General features: G+C 44.2%; 11 protein-coding genes. All 11 read right to left on the bottom strand.

The window, feature by feature from the left end; translation table 11 throughout:
• Window positions 1-11: 11 nt before the first annotated feature.
• The 11 genes from pyrD to prc all read right to left on the bottom strand — a co-directional run bounded on the left by pyrD (window position 12) and on the right by prc (window position 21,343).
• Window positions 12-1,019, bottom strand: a complete 1,008-nt coding sequence (gene pyrD, locus BGK61_RS17560) for a quinone-dependent dihydroorotate dehydrogenase (protein WP_076011656.1) — start codon at window positions 1,017-1,019, stop codon at window positions 12-14.
• 149 nt (window positions 1,020-1,168) lie between these two features.
• On the bottom strand, window positions 1,169-6,007 hold the full coding sequence (locus BGK61_RS17555; protein WP_076011655.1) for an NAD-glutamate dehydrogenase: 4,839 nt from the start codon (window positions 6,005-6,007) through the stop codon (window positions 1,169-1,171).
• Window positions 6,008-6,203: 196 nt separating this feature from the next.
• Complete coding sequence (locus BGK61_RS17550; RefSeq protein ID WP_076011654.1) at window positions 6,204-8,522, bottom strand: efflux RND transporter permease subunit; 2,319 nt, start codon at window positions 8,520-8,522, stop codon at window positions 6,204-6,206.
• 15 nt (window positions 8,523-8,537) lie between these two features.
• Complete coding sequence (locus tag BGK61_RS17545; protein ID WP_014998405.1) at window positions 8,538-9,584, bottom strand: WD40/YVTN/BNR-like repeat-containing protein; 1,047 nt, start codon at window positions 9,582-9,584, stop codon at window positions 8,538-8,540.
• 79 nt (window positions 9,585-9,663) lie between these two features.
• Window positions 9,664-11,031, bottom strand: coding sequence for a DUF1329 domain-containing protein (locus tag BGK61_RS17540; RefSeq protein WP_014998404.1), 1,368 nt, complete (start codon window positions 11,029-11,031; stop codon window positions 9,664-9,666).
• Window positions 11,032-11,042: 11 nt separating this feature from the next.
• Window positions 11,043-13,103 carry a DUF1302 domain-containing protein gene (locus BGK61_RS17535; RefSeq protein ID WP_076011652.1) on the bottom strand — a complete coding sequence of 687 codons (2,061 nt, stop codon included), beginning with the start codon at window positions 13,101-13,103 and terminating at the stop codon, window positions 11,043-11,045.
• Window positions 13,104-13,438: 335 nt separating this feature from the next.
• The gene (locus BGK61_RS19840) at window positions 13,439-13,681 is read right to left on the bottom strand and encodes a DUF2835 family protein (RefSeq protein ID WP_044556800.1); all 243 of its coding nucleotides are present in this window, start codon (window positions 13,679-13,681) and stop codon (window positions 13,439-13,441) included.
• Entirely contained in the window at window positions 13,668-16,277 is a 2,610-nt protein-coding gene (gene pepN / locus BGK61_RS17525; RefSeq protein WP_076011651.1) for an aminopeptidase N, read from the bottom strand. Before pepN ends, BGK61_RS19840 begins: the two co-directional genes overlap by 14 nt.
• Window positions 16,278-16,324: 47 nt before the next feature.
• Complete coding sequence (gene nhaC, locus BGK61_RS17520; protein WP_014998400.1) at window positions 16,325-17,800, bottom strand: Na+/H+ antiporter NhaC; 1,476 nt, start codon at window positions 17,798-17,800, stop codon at window positions 16,325-16,327.
• An 83-nt stretch (window positions 17,801-17,883) separates the two neighbouring features.
• Window positions 17,884-19,218 carry a sodium-dependent transporter gene (locus BGK61_RS17515; RefSeq protein WP_076011650.1) on the bottom strand — a complete coding sequence of 445 codons (1,335 nt, stop codon included), beginning with the start codon at window positions 19,216-19,218 and terminating at the stop codon, window positions 17,884-17,886.
• 82 nt (window positions 19,219-19,300) lie between these two features.
• Window positions 19,301-21,343, bottom strand: coding sequence for a carboxy terminal-processing peptidase (prc, locus tag BGK61_RS17510; RefSeq protein WP_014998398.1), 2,043 nt, complete (start codon window positions 21,341-21,343; stop codon window positions 19,301-19,303).
• Window positions 21,344-21,345 lie beyond the last annotated feature (2 nt).

Here is a 21,345-nt window from a genome sequence, read left to right as displayed (position 1 = left end):
TTTCGGATGTATTATAACGCGTTTACAATGCGTTTAACGAGAGATGGGCCTTGATAAATAAAAGCCGAGTAGACCTGCACCAAAGACGCGCCAGCGTCTAAACGGGCTTGTGCCGCTTCTGGTGAATCAATGCCGCCAACGCCGATAATTGGAATAGCACGGTCTAACGCTTTACTTAGTCTTCGGGTTACTTCCAAGCTCATATCAGTCATAACAGAACCGCTTAAGCCGCCCATTTCTTCAGCGTGTTTTAACCCTGCAACAGCGTCACGCGATAGCGTGGTATTAGTAGCAATCACGCCATCCATTTTGCTGTTAATTAACGAAGCTGCAATACTGTCAATTTCAACATCGCTTAAATCTGGCGCAATTTTAATAAATAACGGCACATATTTACCGTGGGTCTGCGTTAGCGTTTCTTGTGCTGCCTTTAACCCGACTAATAGTTTATCTAGCGCTTCACCGTATTGCAGGTTTCTAAGACCTGGCGTGTTAGGCGATGAGATATTAATCGTGACATAACTGGCGTAAGGATAAACCTTATTTAGGCAAATCAGGTAATCGTCAAGCGCATTCGCTTCTTCGGTATCTTTGTTTTTACCAATGTTAATGCCAATCGGCCCTTTAAACTGGGCTTTTTTTACTTGCTCGACGAGATGATCAACACCTTTATTATTAAATCCCATGCGGTTAATAATGGCGTGCTTCTCAGGTATTCTGAATAAACGGGGTTTTGGGTTACCTGGCTGCGGACGAGGTGTGACCGTACCAATTTCTACAAAACCAAATCCCATGCTAGCAAATGCGTCAATACAATCGCCGTTCTTATCAAGTCCGGCCGCTAGTCCCACAGGATTATCAAAGGTCATTCCAGCGACAGTAACGGGCTTTTTGATGGTTGGTGTGCTGTACATCCATTTCAGCGGGGTATGTTGGGTCTTGTTCAACCAGTTAATGGTGAAATCGTGACTTTTTTCAGGCTCACACTGAAGTAAGAATTTTTGCACTAGAGATTGCATGGTTGTGTTAACGCTCGCTAATTAAGGGCTTGGGTGATTGTTGCCGGCGCTGTCTTGCACAAACGTTGCTGAAATAATCATCAGCATTAATCACCCAGCCAATAAAAAGCCCTGATAAACAGGGCTTAAATCATTAAGGTGCGTGTATTCTAATGGTTAGACTTCACGCTTAAAAGCATCAATTCACGTAAAGCGACAGAAAATTTCGCAAATTCGTGTGTTGTGCTGGTCTTAAACTCTGACATCATGTGATACCAACGCTTAAGCAGTACTTGATTGCTTTCAATCCACTCATCCAGAATTTGATCTGCATTATTAATGTCTTCACGAGAAGCTAAAAGGTTTGCCGCAATTGAACGCTGCTGCCAATCTAACTCTTCACGGTATGAAGCACGAGCAAGTGCTTGCCAGTGGTTGCTTACCGCTTGATTGTTTATCTGATCTAGGAACCAGTGTAGCTCTAAACGAGAACCTAGCTGATAGTAAAGCTTAGCAACAACATCAGTATCATGTTTATCAGACTCTACAATTTGCGCAAGGTCGAAGCTTGAGAACATATTAGAGAAGCTTGCTACCTGGTAAGCGATATCTTCAGGAACGCCCTTGTCGATATATTTCTGCGTTACAGCTTCAAGCTGAGCATATTCACTTTTAACAAGATAGTTTTGCAGGTTCTTCGATAAGATATCGAAGGTGCCGCGATAGCTTGCTATAGCTTCTTCAATCGACTGTGCTTTATTGCCGTGGCGAATGTACCAACGGGACGCTCGTCGCATAATTCTGCGCGCTTCATCCAGCATTTTAAGTTGTAGCTGCGCTGGAATTACATTATCAAGCTGTTCGATGCGCTCCCACAGCGTCTTCATATTGAAGATACCGTGAACAATCGCATAGGCGTCAGCAATTTCGCTCACACTTGCGCCCGTTTCTTCTTGCATTCTGAACACGAAGTTAAGGCCCATGTCATTAACCATGTTATTGGTTAACTTAGTAGCAATAATTTCACTTCTAAGCGGGTGCTGTTGCATATGTGTTGCGAACTTTTCGCGAAGCACTTTAGGGAACGCTTCTACCAACAACTTACCGTGGTAAGGGTTATCAGTAATTTCCGGGATATTAAGCGCATCTTTAAGCACCATCTTGCCATAGGCAATAAGTACGCTTAATTCTGGGCGCGTTAAACCTTGATCTGTGGCCACGCGATCAGAAATTTCATCGTCGCTCGGTATAAATTCAAGCTCTCGGTTTAACTGACCTTCACGCTCAAGTCCGTGAATAAAGCGAAGCTGTTCTTTAAGTTGCTTCACGCCAGCTAGCTCCGTAATAGAGATAGACTGGGTTTGACGGTAGCAGTCTTTCAGTACAATGCGACTTACATCGTCAGTCATATCGTAAAGCAGCTTGTTACGTTGTTTAAGCGTAAGCTCACCGTCGTTAACTAAACTGTTAAGCAAGATTTTGATGTTAACTTCGTTATCCGAGCAATCAACACCACCAACGTTGTCAATAAAGTCAGTGTTAACACGGCCACCGTTAGATGCATACTCAATACGACCTAATTGAGTTAGACCTAAGTTACCGCCCTCGCCCACAATTTTAGCTTGTACGTCACGACCGTTTACGCGCAGATCATCGTTAGCGCGGTCGCCTACGTCTGAGTGCGATTCTTTCTTGCTCTTGATATACGTACCAATACCGCCGTTCCACAGTAGGTCGACAGGCATTTTCAATATATTGTGAATAAGCTCGTTAGGCGTCATGGTTAACTGACGTGTACCCAACCACTTTTTCATTTCAGGCGTAAGCTTGATAGATTTTGACGCGCGACTAAATACGCCGCCGCCTTTTGAAATAAGCTTACTGTCGTAGTCTTCCCAGCTTAGGCTAGGATTTTCAAACAGACGTTGACGCTCTTTATAACTGGCCGCCGCGTCTGGATTTGGGTCAAAGAAAATGTGTAAGTGGTTGAATGCCGCAATGAGTCGCGTGTGCTTTGAAAGCAGCATACCGTTACCAAATACGTCACCGGCCATGTCGCCCACACCCACGCAAGTGAAATCAGTGGTTTGACAATCGATGCCAATTTCTCTGAAGTGACGCTTAACTGATTCCCATCCGCCGCGTGCAGTAATACCCATTTTCTTATGGTCGTAACCAATGCTTCCGCCAGATGCAAATGCATCACCTAGCCAGAAACCAAACTCTTCTGCTATACCATTTGCAATATCAGAGAAAGTCGCCGTGCCTTTATCTGCAGCAACAACCAAGTAAGGGTCGTCATCGTCCAAGCGAACCACATCTTTCGGTGGAACAATCTCGCCATTTACGATGTTGTCAGTAATGTCTAACAAGCTTGTGATAAAGGTGCGGTAGCACGCTTGACCTTCAGCTTGAATCGCCGCGCGGCCTTCACCCACTGGTAAATTCTTACAAACGAATCCACCCTTGGCGCCTACTGGAACAATTACCGTATTCTTAACCTGCTGCGCTTTCACCAAGCCAAGCACTTCTGTTCTAAAGTCTTCCTGACGGTCAGACCAACGCAGACCACCACGTGCAACTTTACCGCCGCGAAGGTGAACACCTTCAACGCGAGGGCTGTACACAAAGATTTCGAATTTTGGTAACGGCAGCGGCATGTCTGGGATGAGTTCAGGCATCATCTTAAACGATACGTATGACTTCTCGTTGCCCGCGGCGTCCGCCTGGTAGAAGTTTGTACGTAGCGTTGCAGACATCATGTCTAGGTAACGACGGATAATTCGGTCGTCATCAAGGTTGCTTACGTTATCTAACTGTTCCTTGATGGTCTCCAGTAAAGCCTCTTCTTTTTTCTCATTACGCTTTTTCTTAGGATTAAAGCGCTGGTCGAAAAAGTCTACAAGTAAACGAGCAATGTCTGGATAGTTAGCTAGCGTGTTCGCGATATAGTCACGGCTAAATGAACTACCAGTCTGGCGCATATATTTAGCATAGGCGCGCAATACCGTTACCTTGCGGCCAGTCATATTTGCACCAAGAATAAGACGGTTAAATGCGTCGTCTTCTAGCGTTTTGTACCATACCTTAGCAAAGGCATCTTGGAAGAGAATTTGAGCGTTCTCCATGTCAAAGTGTTGGCCACTTTTATGTAACATGGTGAAGTCCATTACCCAATTGCGTTCACCCTCTGAACACGTGACTTTATATGGGCTCTCATCGATTACGCGTAACCCAAAGTTTTCAAGCATGGGTAACACGTCTGACAAATGAATAGGCTCTGCACGGTGGAATAGCTTAAGCTTAACGACTTGGCTGTCTGCGTCTTCTTCTTGAGGGCGATAGAACAACATATCCAGTGTGTGGTTGTCGTCTAACGTTTCTAATTTACCAATATCTACTAGCGCTGCTGATGGCAGGTTGTGCTCCATGTAGCTGCGAGAAAAAGCGTTGTTATATTTACGCTCTAACGCTTTACCTGATGCTTCACCATGCGCCGCTGAAATAGCTGACGCCAGTCTGTCATTCCAGGTTTTCGTCAACTCAATAATGTTTTGCTCTATTTCCTTCACATCGAATTCCGCGTTGTTGTCGTTGACTCTGGCAATGTAATGCGTTCGGGCATACACAGACTCTGAGAAGAACGTAGTAAATTCAACTTCTTCTGTTGCGCCTAATGACGCTTTAAGTAGCGCTTGGGTCTCTTTGCGTAACTGGGTGTTATAGCGTTCTCTTGGTACAAATACCATACAAGAGAAAAAGCGACCAAAGATATCTTTTCGAATGAATAAACGAGAAATACCTCGCTCTTGCATTTGGAAAATACCCATCACGATTTGCGCTAGCTCTTCCGCTGGCGTTTGTAATAACTCGTCACGCGGGTAAGTTTCGATAATATTCGCGAAGGCTTTATAAGCGTGAGTTCCTGGCTCAAAACCAGACAGTTCACAAATGCGTTTGATCTTTTCACGTAAAATCGGAAGCTGAGTTACGCTGTTGTTATAAAAAGATGCAGAGTAAAGGCCTAAGAAGCGGTGCTCACCAACAACCTGACCTTCTTTGTTAAACACCTTCACGCCTACATAGTCCATATATGCAGGACGGTGTACTCGCGCGCGTGAATTTGTTTTGGTCAGAATTAATGGGTTTTTGCTCAACGCTTCGGCACGGGCCGACGCAGGCAAGCGAGATAATAAACGCTCACGATCGTTTACTGAGTTCTTGAGCAAACCCAAACTGGTATCGTTTTGAGGGATCCATCTATGGTCACCTTCAATCGCTTTAACGTCATAATAACGGTAACCCATCATTGTGAAGTTGTGATCGCCTAACCACTCAAGATACGCTTTAGTTTGTTTTTTCGCTTCTGCAGATACTGGCCAGTTAAATTTTGCGTTGTTTTTAATGACGTCCTGTAGGGTGTTCGTCATACCTTGCCAGTCTTGCACTGCTAAAGAGACTTCATCAACGACAGAATGGAGCTCTTGAGTTAATGCATCAATATCTTTTTTCGATGTTTGTGTATCAATTTCGATAAAGATAACCGTTTCTTTTTTAGCACCTTCGATAGATTTACCTGGCTCTGCAAACGCTTCAACTTTATTCGCACCGTCGCGTTTAATGCCAATGGGACTATGAAGGAACAAGTGTGCGGTGATGTTTAATCGGTTTAGTAACATGCGCACAGAATCAACCAAGAAAGGCATGTCCGACACAATAATTTCTACGATTGTGTGGCTTGAGTGCCAGCCGTGTTTGGCAATTTCAGGGTTGAAAACGCGAATGTATGGCGTTGTATGTTCAAACTTCGCCAAACCATTCCATAAACTAAGTGTTGCACCATAAAGGTCGCTGTCGTTGCGATTTTCTAAGTCATCGCTTGATATATTTTTATACAACAGACGTCCGAATTGCTGCACAAGAGACTTCTGCTTGGTATCCACCTTTTTGTCGATAAGTGCAAATACATTGTCTAGCAGTACTGAGTGTCGCTGTGAGGTGACTGTCATTTGTTAACCTTTTTTGAATGTCGTAATACCAATCCGACTTGGTATAAGTGCCGAGTACCTAACTATTTTCCCTAATAAATGATGCTAATGAAAGCCCATTTTTAACCTTATATTAACAGCATAGATAAGTATGCAGAAAACACCCAAAAAAAAGGGCCTAAAGGCCCTTTTTTATGCTTAGCTATGCAAAAATATTTTATGCATCAGGGTCATTCTTGTTCCACCATAGGAATCTTGCTAGTGCAGGCAGTACAATTATTGCTCCAAGCATGTTCACTACGAACATAAATGTAAGCAAAATGCCCATATCCATTTGGAACTTAAGTGAAGAGAACACCCATGTGCTTACGCCGATTGCTAACGTAATACCGGTAAATAGCACTGCGCTTCCACGCTCTTTCAACGCAGCAAAATATGCTTCCTGAACGGTCGCGCCTTTCTTCAGCATTAAGCTCTTGGTAGAAAGTATATAAATACCATAGTCCACACCGATACCCACGCCAAGTGCGATAACTGGTAACGTAGAAACGGTGAGGCCAATTTGCAGGTATGTCATCAGTGCTTGCGCTAGTACAGACACTACGTACAGCGGAATGACCACTACCAATGTGGCTCGCACAGAACGGAAGCTAATTAGACACAGAGCAATAACAGCGCCAAACACATATAGCATCATAGGATCTTGCGCTGCACTCACTGCTTCGTTAGTTGCTGCCATTACACCTACCGGACCAGAAGCAAGACTAAACTTCATATCGTCGGTTTGATACTCATCGCGATAAGCTTTAACAGCATCAACAACGCGAGAAATGGTTTCCGCCTTGTGGTCTTCCATAAACAGAATAATCGGCATGACTGAGCAATCGCCGTTAAGTAACCCTGACGATGTCGGTACGCGGGAAATAGCCTGCACCAAAGTTTGCTGGTTACGCGGAAGTACTTGCCATTTAACATTACCTTCGTTGTAACCTGCGTTAACGATTTTGGCTACAGACGCCAACGAAACTGCCGATTGAACACCTTGTACGTTTTCCATTTTCCACTGGAAGTCGTCCATGGCTTTCATCACGCTGTGTGACGTACAGGCCTCTGGTGTGGTTTCAACCAGAATTGAAATGTAGTCTACCGTCACTTCGTACTTGTCGGTGATAAGGAAAGTATCCTGATTGTAGCGTGACGTCTCATGTAGTGCAGGTGCACCTGCGTGCAGGTCCCCTATTTTCATATTCTGAGCTTGGAAGTGCCCAAACACGAACAAGATGGCTGTAACGATTAAAATTATTGCAGCAGGCTTTTTGCGCGAACAAGCCGCAATGACTTGCCAAAACTTAGAATTAGCATTCTCTTTGCCTGCGAATTTCTCTACGTACTTCTGGTCAAGTTTCAAGAAACTCATCAAAACAGGTAGCAATAATAGGTTGGTAAGAATGATTACCGCAACACCCATACTTGCTGTAATGGCTAATTCACGAATAATGCCGATGTCGATAACCAACAGCGTCATGAAGCCAACCGTATCAGATAGCAGCGCAATTCCGCCTGGAACCAACAAGTTTCTGAAAGCAGCCATCGATGCCCGTTTTGCACCAATGCCTGTCACCGCTTGCTTTTCTACCGCGTTAATCATTTGCACACCGTGGCTAACACCTATGGCAAACACAAGGAATGGCACAAGTATCGACATGGGGTCCATACCAAAGCCGATTGAGGTTAACAGACCAAGCTGCCAGATAACCGCTATGATGGAGCAAACCAAGGGTAATAGCGTTAGCATGATGCTTCTAGAGAAGAAGTAAACCATGATGGCAGTGATGGCGATAGCAATAGCGAAAAACAGCAGAACATCTTTTGCACCATCTGCCACATCGCCGATCATTTTCGCAAAGCCGATAATATGAATAGACGTATTTTCGTTTTCATATTGACCGCGAAGCTGCTCTTCTAACTCAGCGGCTAGCGCCAAGGTATTAAGCGGTTCGCCTGTTTGGGGGTCTATATCTAAAAGTTGCGCGGTTACCATCGCACAGCTGTAATCACTAGATACTTGTCTTCCAACGATGTTCGCTTTTTCAACGTTAGCAGCTACTAATTCCAACGCTTCAGGGCTTGCCGAATTAAAATCAGCAGGAATTACTGGTCCGCCCGCAAAACCGCCCTCTACTATTTCGGTGAATCGAGTTGACGGAGAAAATAGTGAAATAACTAACGAACGGTTCACCCCATTTATGAAGAAGAGCTGGTCGTGAACATTCTTTAAGGTATCGAAGAAGTTTTGATTATAGATATTATCGTTTTTATCACACACAGAAACCAAGATGTTGTTGGCTCCACCAAAATCTTGGCGGTGCTCAATGTAGGTTTTCATGTATTCGTGATTTAACGGTATATTCTTTTCAAACCCTGCGTCTAAGCGCATTTGAGAAGCTTGGTAACCTAAGAACACTGTCGCTATGGCAAACAGGGCCACGACAATCTTGCGGTTTCCAAATACTAATTTTTCAAGAAAATGGGTCATTGTTCTTATACTGCCCTATTTTAAATTCAACGTTTTAATGCCATTTGCAGTTACGGCTATGTTTTTACCATTAAACTGTGTTGCATTAAGAAGCGCGGCTTTGTCTTTAATTTGAGAAACTACAATGCCCTCGTCTGCCTCGCAATCCGAAACGGATGCGTAAGGGTCTCGCATACTCGTAGGAAGCGGTCGCTGTGCGCTAACCATCATGCCGTTGTTGCCTAATGCATAAACCTTAGACTCAGAACCAATTAGAATTGAATTAAGTGTGCTAGTGGAACAGGTTTGTACATACTCCCACTCACCTTCATTTCTGTTTACAAATATGTTTCCGCGAAGGCCCACGGCGAGTACGGTATTTTCATCAAGCGGCTTAATATCGAAAAAAGACCCAGTATAGTCGACGTAATATCGCTCCCACGATTCGCCCATATTGTTACTTTTTGCTAGCAGTCCAGCTTCACCCGCTAGGTAAAGCGTATCACCGTCAAGGGTAACTCGATTTAAATGGGGTAAAATAGACTCAAGCTCTTGCTGATAGAATTCTTCGTTTTCTTTGCGGATGTCTTCTAGATACTCTTGATCCATTGGGTCAAGTAAACTGGCATGACGCTCAGCATTCCAGGTTTTACCTCCGTCTAATGTGCGGTAGAACAAGCCGTATGCGCCTGTAGCAATACCTTGCTTTTCGTCAAAGAATAATACGTCTAAAAATGGGCGCTGGAGTTCGGGTTGGAAATTTTGAATCTCCCACGTCTCGCCTTTATCTGAAGAATGAAGAATGACAGCGTCGTGACCTACTGCCCAAATATTATCACCCACAACGGTAGTCGCTGTAAGCGTTGACTGTGTTGGTACGGCTTTTTGATTAAATGCCTCACCATCTTCTGAAACTAACACGTGACCGCGTTCACCGACAATAACGACAAATTTATCAGCGTCTATGTCCAAAAGAACTGATTGCTCGACCAATGGTGCCATGAATGCTTCTTCGGCGAATGCAGTTGTAGAGTAATTAACTGCGAAAGTGGCGGCAATGCACGCTGCAATGGTTTTTTTCATAATTAACCATTCCCCCTATTTATAATTGTCTGCATACAAAAACGGCTGGCAATTGCCAACCGTTTGTTGTGTAAGGCGATTAGCGCATACCTTCTCGTCGTAACGCCTGAGGTGTGAATTCCACATCTCGAGGACGTACGGTGAAGTCGTACATCTCTTCTTCGTTATCTAGGCCGATGGCCAGGTAACGACGTGAGTTCAAGTCATGGTAAACGTCTAACGTTGACCACTGAGTTGGAACTTCATAATAGTTCACACCATACGCTACACCAACGCGATAAAGTTCGCCACGATTATCATACATATCAGCAACTTGAATTTGCCAGCTGTCTTCGTCAATGAAGAAAACACGTTTCTGATAAATATGACGGAATCCGTCTTTCAAGGTAGCTTCCACTTCCCAAACACGGTGTTTTTCCCAACGTGTTAAGTCTGGATTAACGTGGTTAGGCTTTAAGATATCATCGTACTTAGCATTATCTGAATGTAGCGCGTAGTTATTATACGCTACAAACATTTCTCTTTTACCTACTAACTTCCAGTTGTAGCGGTTTGGAGAGCCGTTAAACATATCAAAGTCATCAGTAGTACGAAGGCCGTCAGCCGCTGTTCCTGGCGTATCATAAGCAATGTTTGGCGCCAAACGAACACGGCGCTGACCTGTGTTGTATGTCCATGCTTTACGTGGCTCTTTAACCTGGTCAACCGTTTCATGAACAAGTAATGCAGTTCCAGCCAAACGTGCAGGTTTAGTTACTTTTTGCTTGAACATGAAAAGTACGTTTTCGTCAGTTAGCTTTTCTGGTGTAGCACCTTCTTCCGCGTACTTAATTAATAATTGTTCATCAAAACCAATTACGTTGTAATCACCGCCAGTGGTAACTGCTGCTTGACCACCGTTACGCTGAACCGCTTCACCACGATAGCGTAGAATATGGTTCCAAATTGCCTCAAGACCGTTTTGAGGGATTGGGAAAGGAATACCGAGTACTGCACCTTTAATTCCGTTACCGCCGTCTAATAATTCTGCATTAGTTGCGTTTACCTTAGTTGCGTCGTAAACAGCCTGCGGGTTAGACGCAGAACGGCGCGTTGGGTAAACCGGCATACGGAAGGTTTCAGGGTAAGCTTCGAAAAGCTTTTTCTGACCTTCAGATAAGAATTCTGCATACTCTTTGTAGTTTTGTGCAGTAATTTCAAACAGCACCTTATCTTCAGGATATGGGTCTGGGTGATGATCACCTACCGTATAACCCGCTGGAGCAGAGGTAATACCGCCAGTCCACGCTGGAATACTGCCGTCCGCATTACCTGCTTTCATAGCACCCAGTGGCGTCAACTCGTTACCTAGTTTGTTGGCATCTGCATCAGACACCTTTGCCATCGCGCTCGCACCTGACAAAGCAAGTGACAAAGCCGCAGCGATAATTCCTACTTTTCTAATCATAAATACCACTCTTAGATTGCATATTTGATGTTAAATGAAACGAAGTCTCTGTCTGATAACGCATTAGTAGTACCAATGCCGCCCCAGAAAGCGCTGTACGACGCCGTTGCTGACCACTTGCTTAGGTAGTCGAACGTCAATGAAATTGCAGCAGACTTAACATCTTCTGTGAAAAGGAATAGAGGATCTGGTGTTGTACCCTCTACATCGTGAGAGAACGTTGCACGAGCACGTAGGTTAATGCCGGCCATGATGTCGTTGTAATCAGCGACAGCAAGTAAGCGGTAACCCCACGCATCGTTAGTAGCAAACGGGTTTGTCTCTGGTCCGTCAGATAACGCCTGGTGTAGGCCTTCACGATTGTTGCCATTGATAGGCTCTAGTGAAGGAGTACGCGATGTACCTGGCGCATTTAAACGAATTACGTTTGGATCTGGCATATCAACAACGTTTACATAACCTACTTCGCCTAGTAACACGAAGTTGTCAGAGCCGAATTTAGGGCCAAATACATGAGAGGCGGTAAACTGCATTTGCCATGTATCAGAGAAAAGGTAGCCGTCAGCTGTTTCGCCTGGGCCCACTGCTCTTCCGATATTGTTTAGTTGAGAGATGCCTGCTAAATCAGGACGAAGGCCTGCGTTTGCTAGCTGTTCTGGCATACCCATATAAAGCAACTCTACATCATCGATTTGAAGTGGCTCGTCTACACGGTAAGCGAATTCACCAGCGAGGGCTGTAGTGCCAATGTTAGTGTTAAAACTCATACCGTAAAGTTTGATGTCTTCAGGGTAATAGAACTCTGATTGAGTAAATGCACCCAGTTCAGTAATGTTATCGCGAGTTACGGTATTAGTAGCTAAGAATGCTAAGTCAGCACCAATGCCTTCAGCAGTAAAGTCTGAAGTTTTACCAGAAATAAGCGGACGTTGGCTGTGATAATTAATGTGATAGAAACTGAATTCAGTTTCGTTCAAGTTTTCAGCAAACCAGGTTAAACGCAAACCATACTGGCCTTGATCATCTGCATCGTTGTGCGCTTCATCCGAGAAGCCACGAATAGCTACCTTTGTAGGATAAGCCAGGTAAGCTTGCGAAATATCAGCAGGATTTGCGCCTGAACGAAGTAAGTCACCGTAGCCATTTAAAGCACTTAATAGGTGATCTAAGTCGATATCAGGGTTACCACTGAAGCCAAGCTGAATATTCTGGCGTTGACCGCCCTCACCCGCAAAATCGTTACCGGCAAAGTAGCTACCAGATACTGGAAGCCAGCTGCGTTCCCACTCGTATTGATAGTAACCAGAAATACTAACAGTATCTGTTAAACCTAATGACGCGTATACCATACCTACAGGAAGGAATACTTCTTTCAGTTCTGCGCCTGGTGCGCGTGCACGGGTAACGTCTACAGGGTTAGTAGTGTTAATACCATGCTGAATGAAAGTACTCTCACCCCAGCTGATTACCTGACGACCTACGCGAAGTGTAAGCGGCTTGTCACCAATCCACCAATCGCCGTAGAAAAATGCATCGTATAAACGTACATCGGTACAAAGTAGGTCTTCTGCTTCAGGATCTTGGCACAGGTCGTATTGGTTGCCCGTAATCGGGTTAGAATATGGGCGATCGCCGTCCATTTGCTCGAAGTCGTAGAACCAAAAGCCACGGGCGAAGAAACCATAGTCACCAAAATTAACGTCTAATTCATGGCTTCCTGAAATTTGCGTTGCAAATGCGTCACCTGGATCGTGCGCAAGGTTACCCAAATCACCGTTAGTTGAGTAACCGCCATCTGCCAGCGCCCACACATCGGCACTTGGGTATATAGGGTTGAAAGCTGCGTGATAACCGCTCCAGTCGAATTGAGGGTGGTTACTGTTACCAATAAGGCTGTAATCTCGTGCCTCTGTTCGAATACTTGTAGCTAATGTAAATGTTGAATCTAAAGAAATACTTACATCACCTACTTGCCAATTTGCAGCGTGTGCTGGTACTGCAGCAGCACCTAGCAGTGAGAGAACTCCCGCTGCTACCGGTGATATCTTAAAAGCGCTAGGCCCGTTTTTCATATTTTTATACTCCCAAGTCGATGTGACTTAATACGTGACATCATGACCAACCATAACGATTAACAAAATCATTACATCATTTTGCCATAACCGCAAGAACTAATCCTACCAGTTAACAAAATTTACAACATTAGTCGTATCAAATAGTTATTGCTTTATTGTCAGTATAAAAGGCATTTATAAACTTGCAGGAAAATTGTACAAATTTGTTGTAAAGGAATGTTGAGGCAAATTTCGTATTAGCGAAGGGATTCGAAGTTTTAACTGACTAAAGCTTTTTTAAGAGAATTTCAGAACCAAAACTATGTGGAGGGTGAGCTTGGAATAGAAAGGCCCTAAGCGAGCCTTTCGAAAGATTTAATTTTTTTGTTCGCATCGACAATCATCCTAAAACGACCTTTGATGCCATCCGATGTCACAAACTGGCGCAACCGATTAGTGGGAACCTGAACGCTAATTCCTGACTCACTAACCATTACCACGTCCGGCATTGACGGAACATAGAGCACCTCACATTGCTGATAAGGTGCGTTTATAGAAAAATAAAAGACGGAGTCAGACGGTCTAATGCTTGTCATAAGCAAGGCTTTTACTTACTTTTTCAAACACGTCTTTACTTAGGCCTTTGTGATTAAGCAAGCGCCCAAGCTGCTGCTTCATGTGAACTTGGTGTTCGCTTGCAAAGCCTCGCCATTGGGTTAAAGGTGTCACAATACGCGCCGCTACCTGTGGATTTACTGCGTCTAGCTTAAGTAAATAGTCGGTAACGAATTTGTATCCGCTGCCATCGAGCGCGTGGAACCTTTCACTATTATAGAATGCAAAACTACCTATAACAGAACGAACGCGGTTAGGGTTACTCATCGCGAACTGTGGGTGTTCGCACAACATAGTGATAGTTGCGAAAATATCGTCTCGATTTTGTGTCGCATGAAGCGCGAACCATTTGTCCAACACAAGAGGATCATGATTCCATGTTTCTTCGAATCTTTCCATTAACCTATCAAAGGTGGATGCACTACAGTGCTGGGCACTTCGCAATGCACCTAGTGTGTCAGTCATGTTATCGGCGGTGTCGAACTGAGACACAACGAGGTTTTCATGCTGTGACAATCTCGCCAAGTGAGCGAGCACCACATTTTTACAACGTCGTTGATTGACAGCTTCTTGGTTATATTGATAAGCCGTTTTCTCGATGTTGTTGAAAACTTGTAATAATTCTTGCTCTAGTGCACGAGCAAACTGGTCGCAAAATGCCTTTCTCGCTTTCGAAAGTGCAGAAACGTTAATATTGCTGCGGCTTTGACATAAGGTTTCAAATGAAGGGATAACTAAACACTCACCTAGCAACTCAAGATTGTTTTGCTCTTGTGCTATCGCATGCTTGATACCGTCCCAGATGTCATTACTAATGGCAGAACCAGGTGACTCTTCTAGTTGTTTAACGCAGCGGTCATACAAAGTTTGCATTGCGTCCCATCGATTAAACGGGTCTTGAGCATATTTAAAGATAGTAAGTAACGAACCTATTCCCAGCGGATTTTCCACCTTTGCTGGAGCAGAAAAATTACCCAATACTACGGGCGTCAATTGGTCAGTCTCTGCGTTGACAGTGAAGTGCATGGAGGCGTCTTTGAGAATAACCATTCCGTTTTGAATGACCGACTCATTATCTGTATAGGTATGACCCTTCTCGTCGATAATTTCGATGTTAACTGGTATGTACAGCGGAAGCTTTTCACTTTGATCGGAGGTGGCCGGTGTGTGCTGTGACAGTGTGAAAGTATGCTTCACTGCGCCATTTTCAGCATCTTCAGTACTATGCTCAACTGAAATTACTGGCGTACCAGATTGACTGTACCAGCGCGCAAATTGGGTTAAATCTAAATCAGTGGCAGACTGCATAGCTGCAATGAAATCGTCACACGTTACTGCCTGACCATCGTGCCGTCTAAAGTATTCATCCATTCCGCGTCTGAAGCCATCAGCCCCTAACAATGTGTGGAACATGCGAATAACTTCTGCGCCTTTGTCATAAACCGTCACCGTATAGAAATTGTTCATCTCAATAACTTCTTCAGGGCGAATCGGATGGCTCATTGCGCTTGCGTCTTCCGCAAATTGGTGTTCACGCATGACACGAACATGTTTTATACGGTTGCTCAATGCTGAAGTCATATCAGCGCTGAACTGTTGATCTCTAAAAACGGTTAAGCCTTCTTTAAGACTTAACTGGAACCAATCGCGACAGGTAACCCGGTTGCCTGTCCAGTTGTGAAAGTATTCGTGCGCGATTACCGACTCCACATTAAAAAAGTCATCGTCAGTCGCACTCTTTTGATCAGCTAATACAAACTTACTGTTGAATACATTTAACCCTTTGTTTTCCATCGCTCCCATATTGAAGAAGTCAACGGCAACAATCATGTAAATATCAAGGTCGTATTCTAAACCAAAAACATCTTCGTCCCACTTCATCGCCCGCTTGAGCGATTCTAATGCGAAGACACCTTGAGACTTTTTACCCTTATCAACATAAAGTTCTAGTGCAACCTTTTTTCCACTCGTAGTCGTGTAGCTATCGGTGAGTAAATCAAAGTCGCCGGCGACAAGTGCAAATAGGTAGCAAGGTTTCGGGTGTGGGTCGTGCCATTTAACGAAGTGTGTGTTCTCGTCTATATCGCCTTTCTCTACAGGGTTGCCGTTTGCTAGCAGCATAGGCACTGATTTATCGGCAACCACGGTTACTGTGTAGACCGATAAAACATCAGGACGGTCTAGAAAATAGGTAATGCGGCGAAAACCTTCCGCTTCACACTGCGTGCAATAAGCACCACCTGATAAATACAAACCTTCCAGTGCTTTATTCTGTTCAGGGGCAATCGTATTGGTAATTTCTAATACGAAGTCATCCAGGTCAGTAACAATGCTTAGTGAACTATCTGTTACTGTGTATTCACTGGTAGATAAAGGCGTGCCGTTAATAGCAATGGAATCTAGCGATAAATTATCGCCATCGAGGACTAAAGGATTATTATGCTCGCCGCTGCGAGTTACCGCTAATGTACTAATAACTTTAGTTTGAGTTGGGTGAAGCGTTATATGTAGGTCAACTGTCGCTATTGAAAAAGCGGGCGGCTGATAATCCGCCCGGCGTTTAGCTTGAACTGACATAGATCCTCCTAGAAGAAAGCCTACGTGGGGTTAGTTGGAACGTGTTGTTAAACCGTACCTTTGCTGTTTACTTCAACATGCGGTGGCGTAATACGTAAAATCTTAATACCTAAATACGCGTAAACAACAGCAAGGATCGGGTTTATTACGTTGAAGAATGCATAGAAAACGTAATCAAATGGATTTACTAATAAAACGCTGTGCATATAAGCACCACACGTGTTCCAAGGAATAAGTGGTGACGTTAGCGTGCCGCCGTCTTCAAGGCTGCGAGAAAGATTCAGCTGGTCTAAGCCACGCTTTTTGAATTCTTCTTTATACATACGACCAGGCATTACAATTGAGATGTATTGGTCGGCAGTAACCAAGTTAGTACCAAAACAAGTAAGAATAGTTCGGCTCACCATATCTCCGGCAGATTTAGCGCCAATGAGTATGGCTGAAACTGCACGCTTTAATAGTCCAACACGCTCTAATACGGCACCGAACGACATAGCACAAATGATCAACCAAATGGTATTTAACATGGAAGACATACCGCCACGAGAAAGTAAGCTATTTAAGTTCTCGTCGGGCGTTGAAAAGCTTACGCCATCAAATAGCGCAGTCCAGACCACTTTCAGCGCGCCAACATTCACTGAATCGTCGCTACTTGCCATAGAGGTAACTACGTCCCACTGAAACACAACAGCCCATATGCCACCTAGCAAGGCACCCATGAACACTGCCGGGAATGCAGGCATTTTTTTAATGGCTAACGTTAGCAGAACTACTAATGGAACAAGTAAGTGCCAGCCCAAATCAAAAGACTCATTTAGCAGCAGCTGCATTTGTTCAATGCGCTCTGCTTTGGCTTCACCGACTTCGCTAAAGCCTAGAATCGTAAATAGAATAAGTGCAATAACAAAGCTTGGAATGGTTGTCCAAAGCATGTAGCGAATATGCTCAAATAAATCGGTACCCGCAACAGCTGGCGCCAAGTTAGTTGTCTCTGACAAAGGTGAGATTTTATCGCCAAAATAAGCGCCAGACACCACTGCCCCAGCCGTGATTGCTGCCGACATTTCCATGCCTGCAGAAACGCCCATTAACGCAACACCCACTGTAGCGGCAGTGGTCCATGAACTGCCAATACTCATTGCAACAACTGCACAAATTAAACAAGCAGCAGCATAGAAAAACGAAGGGTTAAGCAACTCTAAACCAAAATAAATAAGCGTGGGTACGGTTCCAGCAAGCATCCACGTACCAATGAGTGAACCCACGGCTAGTAGAATTAAGCAGGCGCCCAAAGACATAGAGATACCGTCAACGATGCCCTTCTCGATTGTCTTCCAGCTATAACCATTTTTCATACCGATAATGGCAGCCAAGCCCATAGCTAAAAGAAGAGCAATTTGGTTAGGACCATATGAAGAGTTATCTGCAAAAAGATAAACTGCGCTTCCCATCATTACGACTAATGCAAGAATAGGAAGTAATGCATCAAGAAGTGACGGTGTTTTTATTTCTTTGTTCGTCATGTCGATTTCAAAAACCTTATTATTGTATTTTTAACGCGTTGAGCGTGCTGACTACGATTGAGCTATTATCTTTGAGCCTAGCGCTAGAATACTGAGCGATAGAACATTAGCGCAATAATCACTGGACACACAAAACGAACATACCAAGGCCAAATCTTCCAGAAAATACTGTGTTCAGCAAATTGGTCGCCTTGTTTAAGTTCTTCTAATATCGCGTCTCTGCGCCAAACCCAACCAGCAAAAATACAAAGTGCAAAGCCAAGTAAAGGCTGGCTGTATTCAGTAGTAAGTGCAATCACGAAACCAAACAACGCGTCAAAATTTAAAATAATGATGCAGCTAAGTGCGAAAATTACTGATGACATCAGCAAGACGGCTTTCTTGCGTTGAAGGCCCTTACTCTCTACCATAAATGCAACGGGTACTTCTAGCATTGAAATGGACGACGTGACTGCTGCAATTGCCATTAGGGCAAAAAAGGTAAACGCAACGAAAAGCCCTACTGTTCCGATTGTATCAAACAGTGCGGGTAAGACCTTGAATATAAGTGTGTCGCCTTGAATCAATGCGCCTTCCGGTGTGAAGATTTCAACACCATTATTTAGCGCAACGTACATAGCGGGAATAATTAACATACCTGCAATAACCGCTACGCCAATATCTACTAGAGCAACAGAAGCACCAATACTCGGTAAGTTTTCATTCTTGCTTAGGTATGACCCATAAACCAGCATCGTACCTACACCCAATGACATAGAGAAGAATGCTTGTCCCATTGCATTAATAAGCAAGTCTGGATCTAAAACACGGGAGAAATCAGGTACTAGATACGCTGACCAGCCCTCTACCGCCCCCGGTTGAAGACTTACATAAACAATCAATGCAAGGATAAGAATGACCAGAGTAGGCATAAGTCGCACTGACCACTTTTCAATTCCCGACTTTACGCCACCTACTACGATGAATGCAGTTAACCCCATGAATAAAAAGCAGAAAATAACGTTACGCGTAACTGAGGATGTAAGTAACCAGTCGCTGGCGCTTGTTAATCCAACCATACTTACAGCAGCATCAGCGAAATAAACCAGCATCCACCCACCAACAATGGCGTAGAAAGCCAGGATAAGCGATACGGTAACACAGCCCCATATCCCGGTTAGCCTTCCAATGAAGTTACCTGAGATTTTACCTAAAGCGTCTACCATATTTGAACGTGAGCTACGTCCAATGATGAGTTCAGCCATAAGTACGGGATAAGCAAGTACGAAAGCAAGTAATAAGTAAACGAGAACAAACGCTGCACCGCCGTTACTTGCTACCTTTGTGGGAAAGCCCCAGATATTACCTAGTCCTACTGCTGAGCCTGCCGCTGCTAGCACGAACCCTATACGAGAGGAAAATTCGCCTCTGATAGCCATGTTATTTCCCTTTATTATTGTTTTAATAATTTATAGACACAAAAAAAGGGCTGGCCCTAGACCAGCCCTTTTTTCTAATCACTTAGTTTCTTGTGATAGCGTAACGGCCTGTTTCGATCATATCGAATGTGATGTTGGCTGCCTCATCCAAGAATGGATCTAATTCTTCCATATCTTCAGGTAAGTCGTCCAATGTTGTGACTGTTTCCATTCCCATTCGCTGTAAACGTTCGTTAGCACGTGCGAGCGATTTTGCTTCCGCTTCTTTCTTTTCAGCTTCACGTACCGACTTAACTAACGAGATGAAATTCTTATCTTTATTCTCTTTGTACTCTTTAATATCGTCTTGAATATAAGAGAACTCAGGGTCCTGAAGAATACGTTTATTGTGTTTTGCAGTGAGTACGTCAAGGGCTGCAGTACCATCCGCAAACGTGGTGTAGTTAGCTCGGTTGATGCTGTCCCATGGCAACGCATTCTCTGCTTGGCTTTCACCCCACTCTGCTGGTTCTATTGCAGAAGGGTATAGAATATCTGGAATTACGCCTTTATGCTGTGTACTACCACCGTCGATACGATAGAACTTTGCAATAGTAAACTGAACACTACCTAATGGGTTATCGTAAAGGTCGTAGATTTTGCCTAAGCCGCGGTGCTGTTGCACTGTACCTTTACCAAACGTTTGTTCACCAACAATTAGTGCACGATTATAGTCTTGCATTGCAGCTGCAAAAATTTCTGAAGCCGATGCGCTGTATCTGTCCACAAGTACCGTTAGCGGACCATCGTAGGCTACTTCGCCGTCTGTATCGCGATTAACACTAACTTTGCTTTGACCGTAGCGGATTTGTACCACTGGGCCTTTTTCGATAAATAGACCCGTTAACAGTGTTGCTTCAGTCAAAGAACCACCACCGTTGCCACGTAAATCAACAATTACGCCTTTAACGTTCTGCGCTTTCAAGCTTTCAATTTCTTTCGCAACATCCATACTTAGGTTGTTGTAAAAGCTTGGAATAGTAATGACACCTAGCGGTTCACCTGCGTGAGGACCGGTCTCAGGTATATAAACTTCCGACTTGGCTGCGCGGTCTTCTAACTTAATTTTATCGCGAGTTAGGCTGACTACTGACGTTGTTTTTGCGTCAGTCGCGCCTTTTTCAACCTGCAAACGGACGGTACTGCCTTTAGGGCCTTTAATTAACTCGACCACTTCGTCTAATCGCCAGCCGATAACGTCTACAAATTCTTCGTCATCTTGCGCTACACCAACAATTTTATCTTCTGGCTTGATCGCACCTGACTCATCTGCTGGACCGCCAGGCACTACGCTTTTAATGACGGTGTAGTCATCTTCGCTCTGAAGTACAGCGCCTATTCCCTCGAATGACAAATTCATGTCCATCTGGAAACGTTCAGCGTTACGAGGCGATAAATAACTGGTATGAGCTTCAATTGTGCGGGCAAAAGCATTCATAGCTGTTTGAAAAACGTCTTCGCTTTTTGCTTGCTTAGTGCGTTTAATAGCGCGCGTGTAGCGCTTTGAAAGTAGCTCTTTTGCTTCTTCCCACGTTTTGTCCGCGAGTATAAGATTCAACGCATCGTACTTAACGCGTTGACGCCAAATTTCATCTAACTCAGCTTTGTTAGCAGGCCATTCAGCATCTTCTCTGTCATAAAAAAACTTATCGCCTTCTTTTTCGAAGTCGAACGGACCTTTTTCTAACAACTCTAACGCAAACTCATAACGTTCGATACGTCGTTTAGCGCTAACGTTGTACATATCATAAGCAACTGAAAGGTTGCCTTTGCTCAGCGCGTCATCAAATAACGTGCGGTATTTCTCAAAACCAACTACGTCTGATAACAAAAGCACTTGCTTGTTGTGATCTAGTGAATCGATAAAGCGCTGATAAACTCGAGCTGAGAGTGCATCATCCAACGATATTTCCTTGTAGTGCGCTCTGGTAAAGAGTGCGCTTACTCGCTTAGCCGCAACACTATGTTGAGATTCCTGCTGTAAGATAGGAAGCTCGTCTACTTCAGGTGTTGACGTAACTGCGCCCGCTCCTACCCCAACGGTAAGAAAAGCACTGGCGATGGAAATTCGAAGGATGTCTCTCATAT

Origin of the sequence: Alteromonas abrolhosensis, from assembly GCF_001953635.1 — a bacterium.
Lineage (GTDB): Bacteria > Pseudomonadota > Gammaproteobacteria > Enterobacterales > Alteromonadaceae > Alteromonas > Alteromonas abrolhosensis.
Note: the sequence above shows the minus strand (reverse complement) of the source record. Positions and strands in the feature narration are given on the sequence as shown.

Coding starts and splice junctions, on each gene's coding strand:
- BGK61_RS17550 (WP_076011654.1), bottom strand. CDS start 8,522: ATGACCCATTTTCTTGAAAAATTAGTATTTGGAAACCGCAAGATTGTC.
- BGK61_RS19840 (WP_044556800.1), bottom strand. CDS start 13,681: ATGACAAGCATTAGACCGTCTGACTCCGTCTTTTATTTTTCTATAAAC.
- pyrD (WP_076011656.1), bottom strand. CDS start 1,019: ATGCAATCTCTAGTGCAAAAATTCTTACTTCAGTGTGAGCCTGAAAAA.
- BGK61_RS17545 (WP_014998405.1), bottom strand. CDS start 9,584: ATGAAAAAAACCATTGCAGCGTGCATTGCCGCCACTTTCGCAGTTAAT.
- prc (WP_014998398.1), bottom strand. CDS start 21,343: ATGAGAGACATCCTTCGAATTTCCATCGCCAGTGCTTTTCTTACCGTT.
- BGK61_RS17540 (WP_014998404.1), bottom strand. CDS start 11,031: ATGATTAGAAAAGTAGGAATTATCGCTGCGGCTTTGTCACTTGCTTTG.
- BGK61_RS17555 (WP_076011655.1), bottom strand. CDS start 6,007: ATGACAGTCACCTCACAGCGACACTCAGTACTGCTAGACAATGTATTT.
- BGK61_RS17515 (WP_076011650.1), bottom strand. CDS start 19,218: ATGGCTATCAGAGGCGAATTTTCCTCTCGTATAGGGTTCGTGCTAGCA.
- BGK61_RS17535 (WP_076011652.1), bottom strand. CDS start 13,103: ATGAAAAACGGGCCTAGCGCTTTTAAGATATCACCGGTAGCAGCGGGA.
- pepN (WP_076011651.1), bottom strand. CDS start 16,277: ATGTCAGTTCAAGCTAAACGCCGGGCGGATTATCAGCCGCCCGCTTTT.
- nhaC (WP_014998400.1), bottom strand. CDS start 17,800: ATGACGAACAAAGAAATAAAAACACCGTCACTTCTTGATGCATTACTT.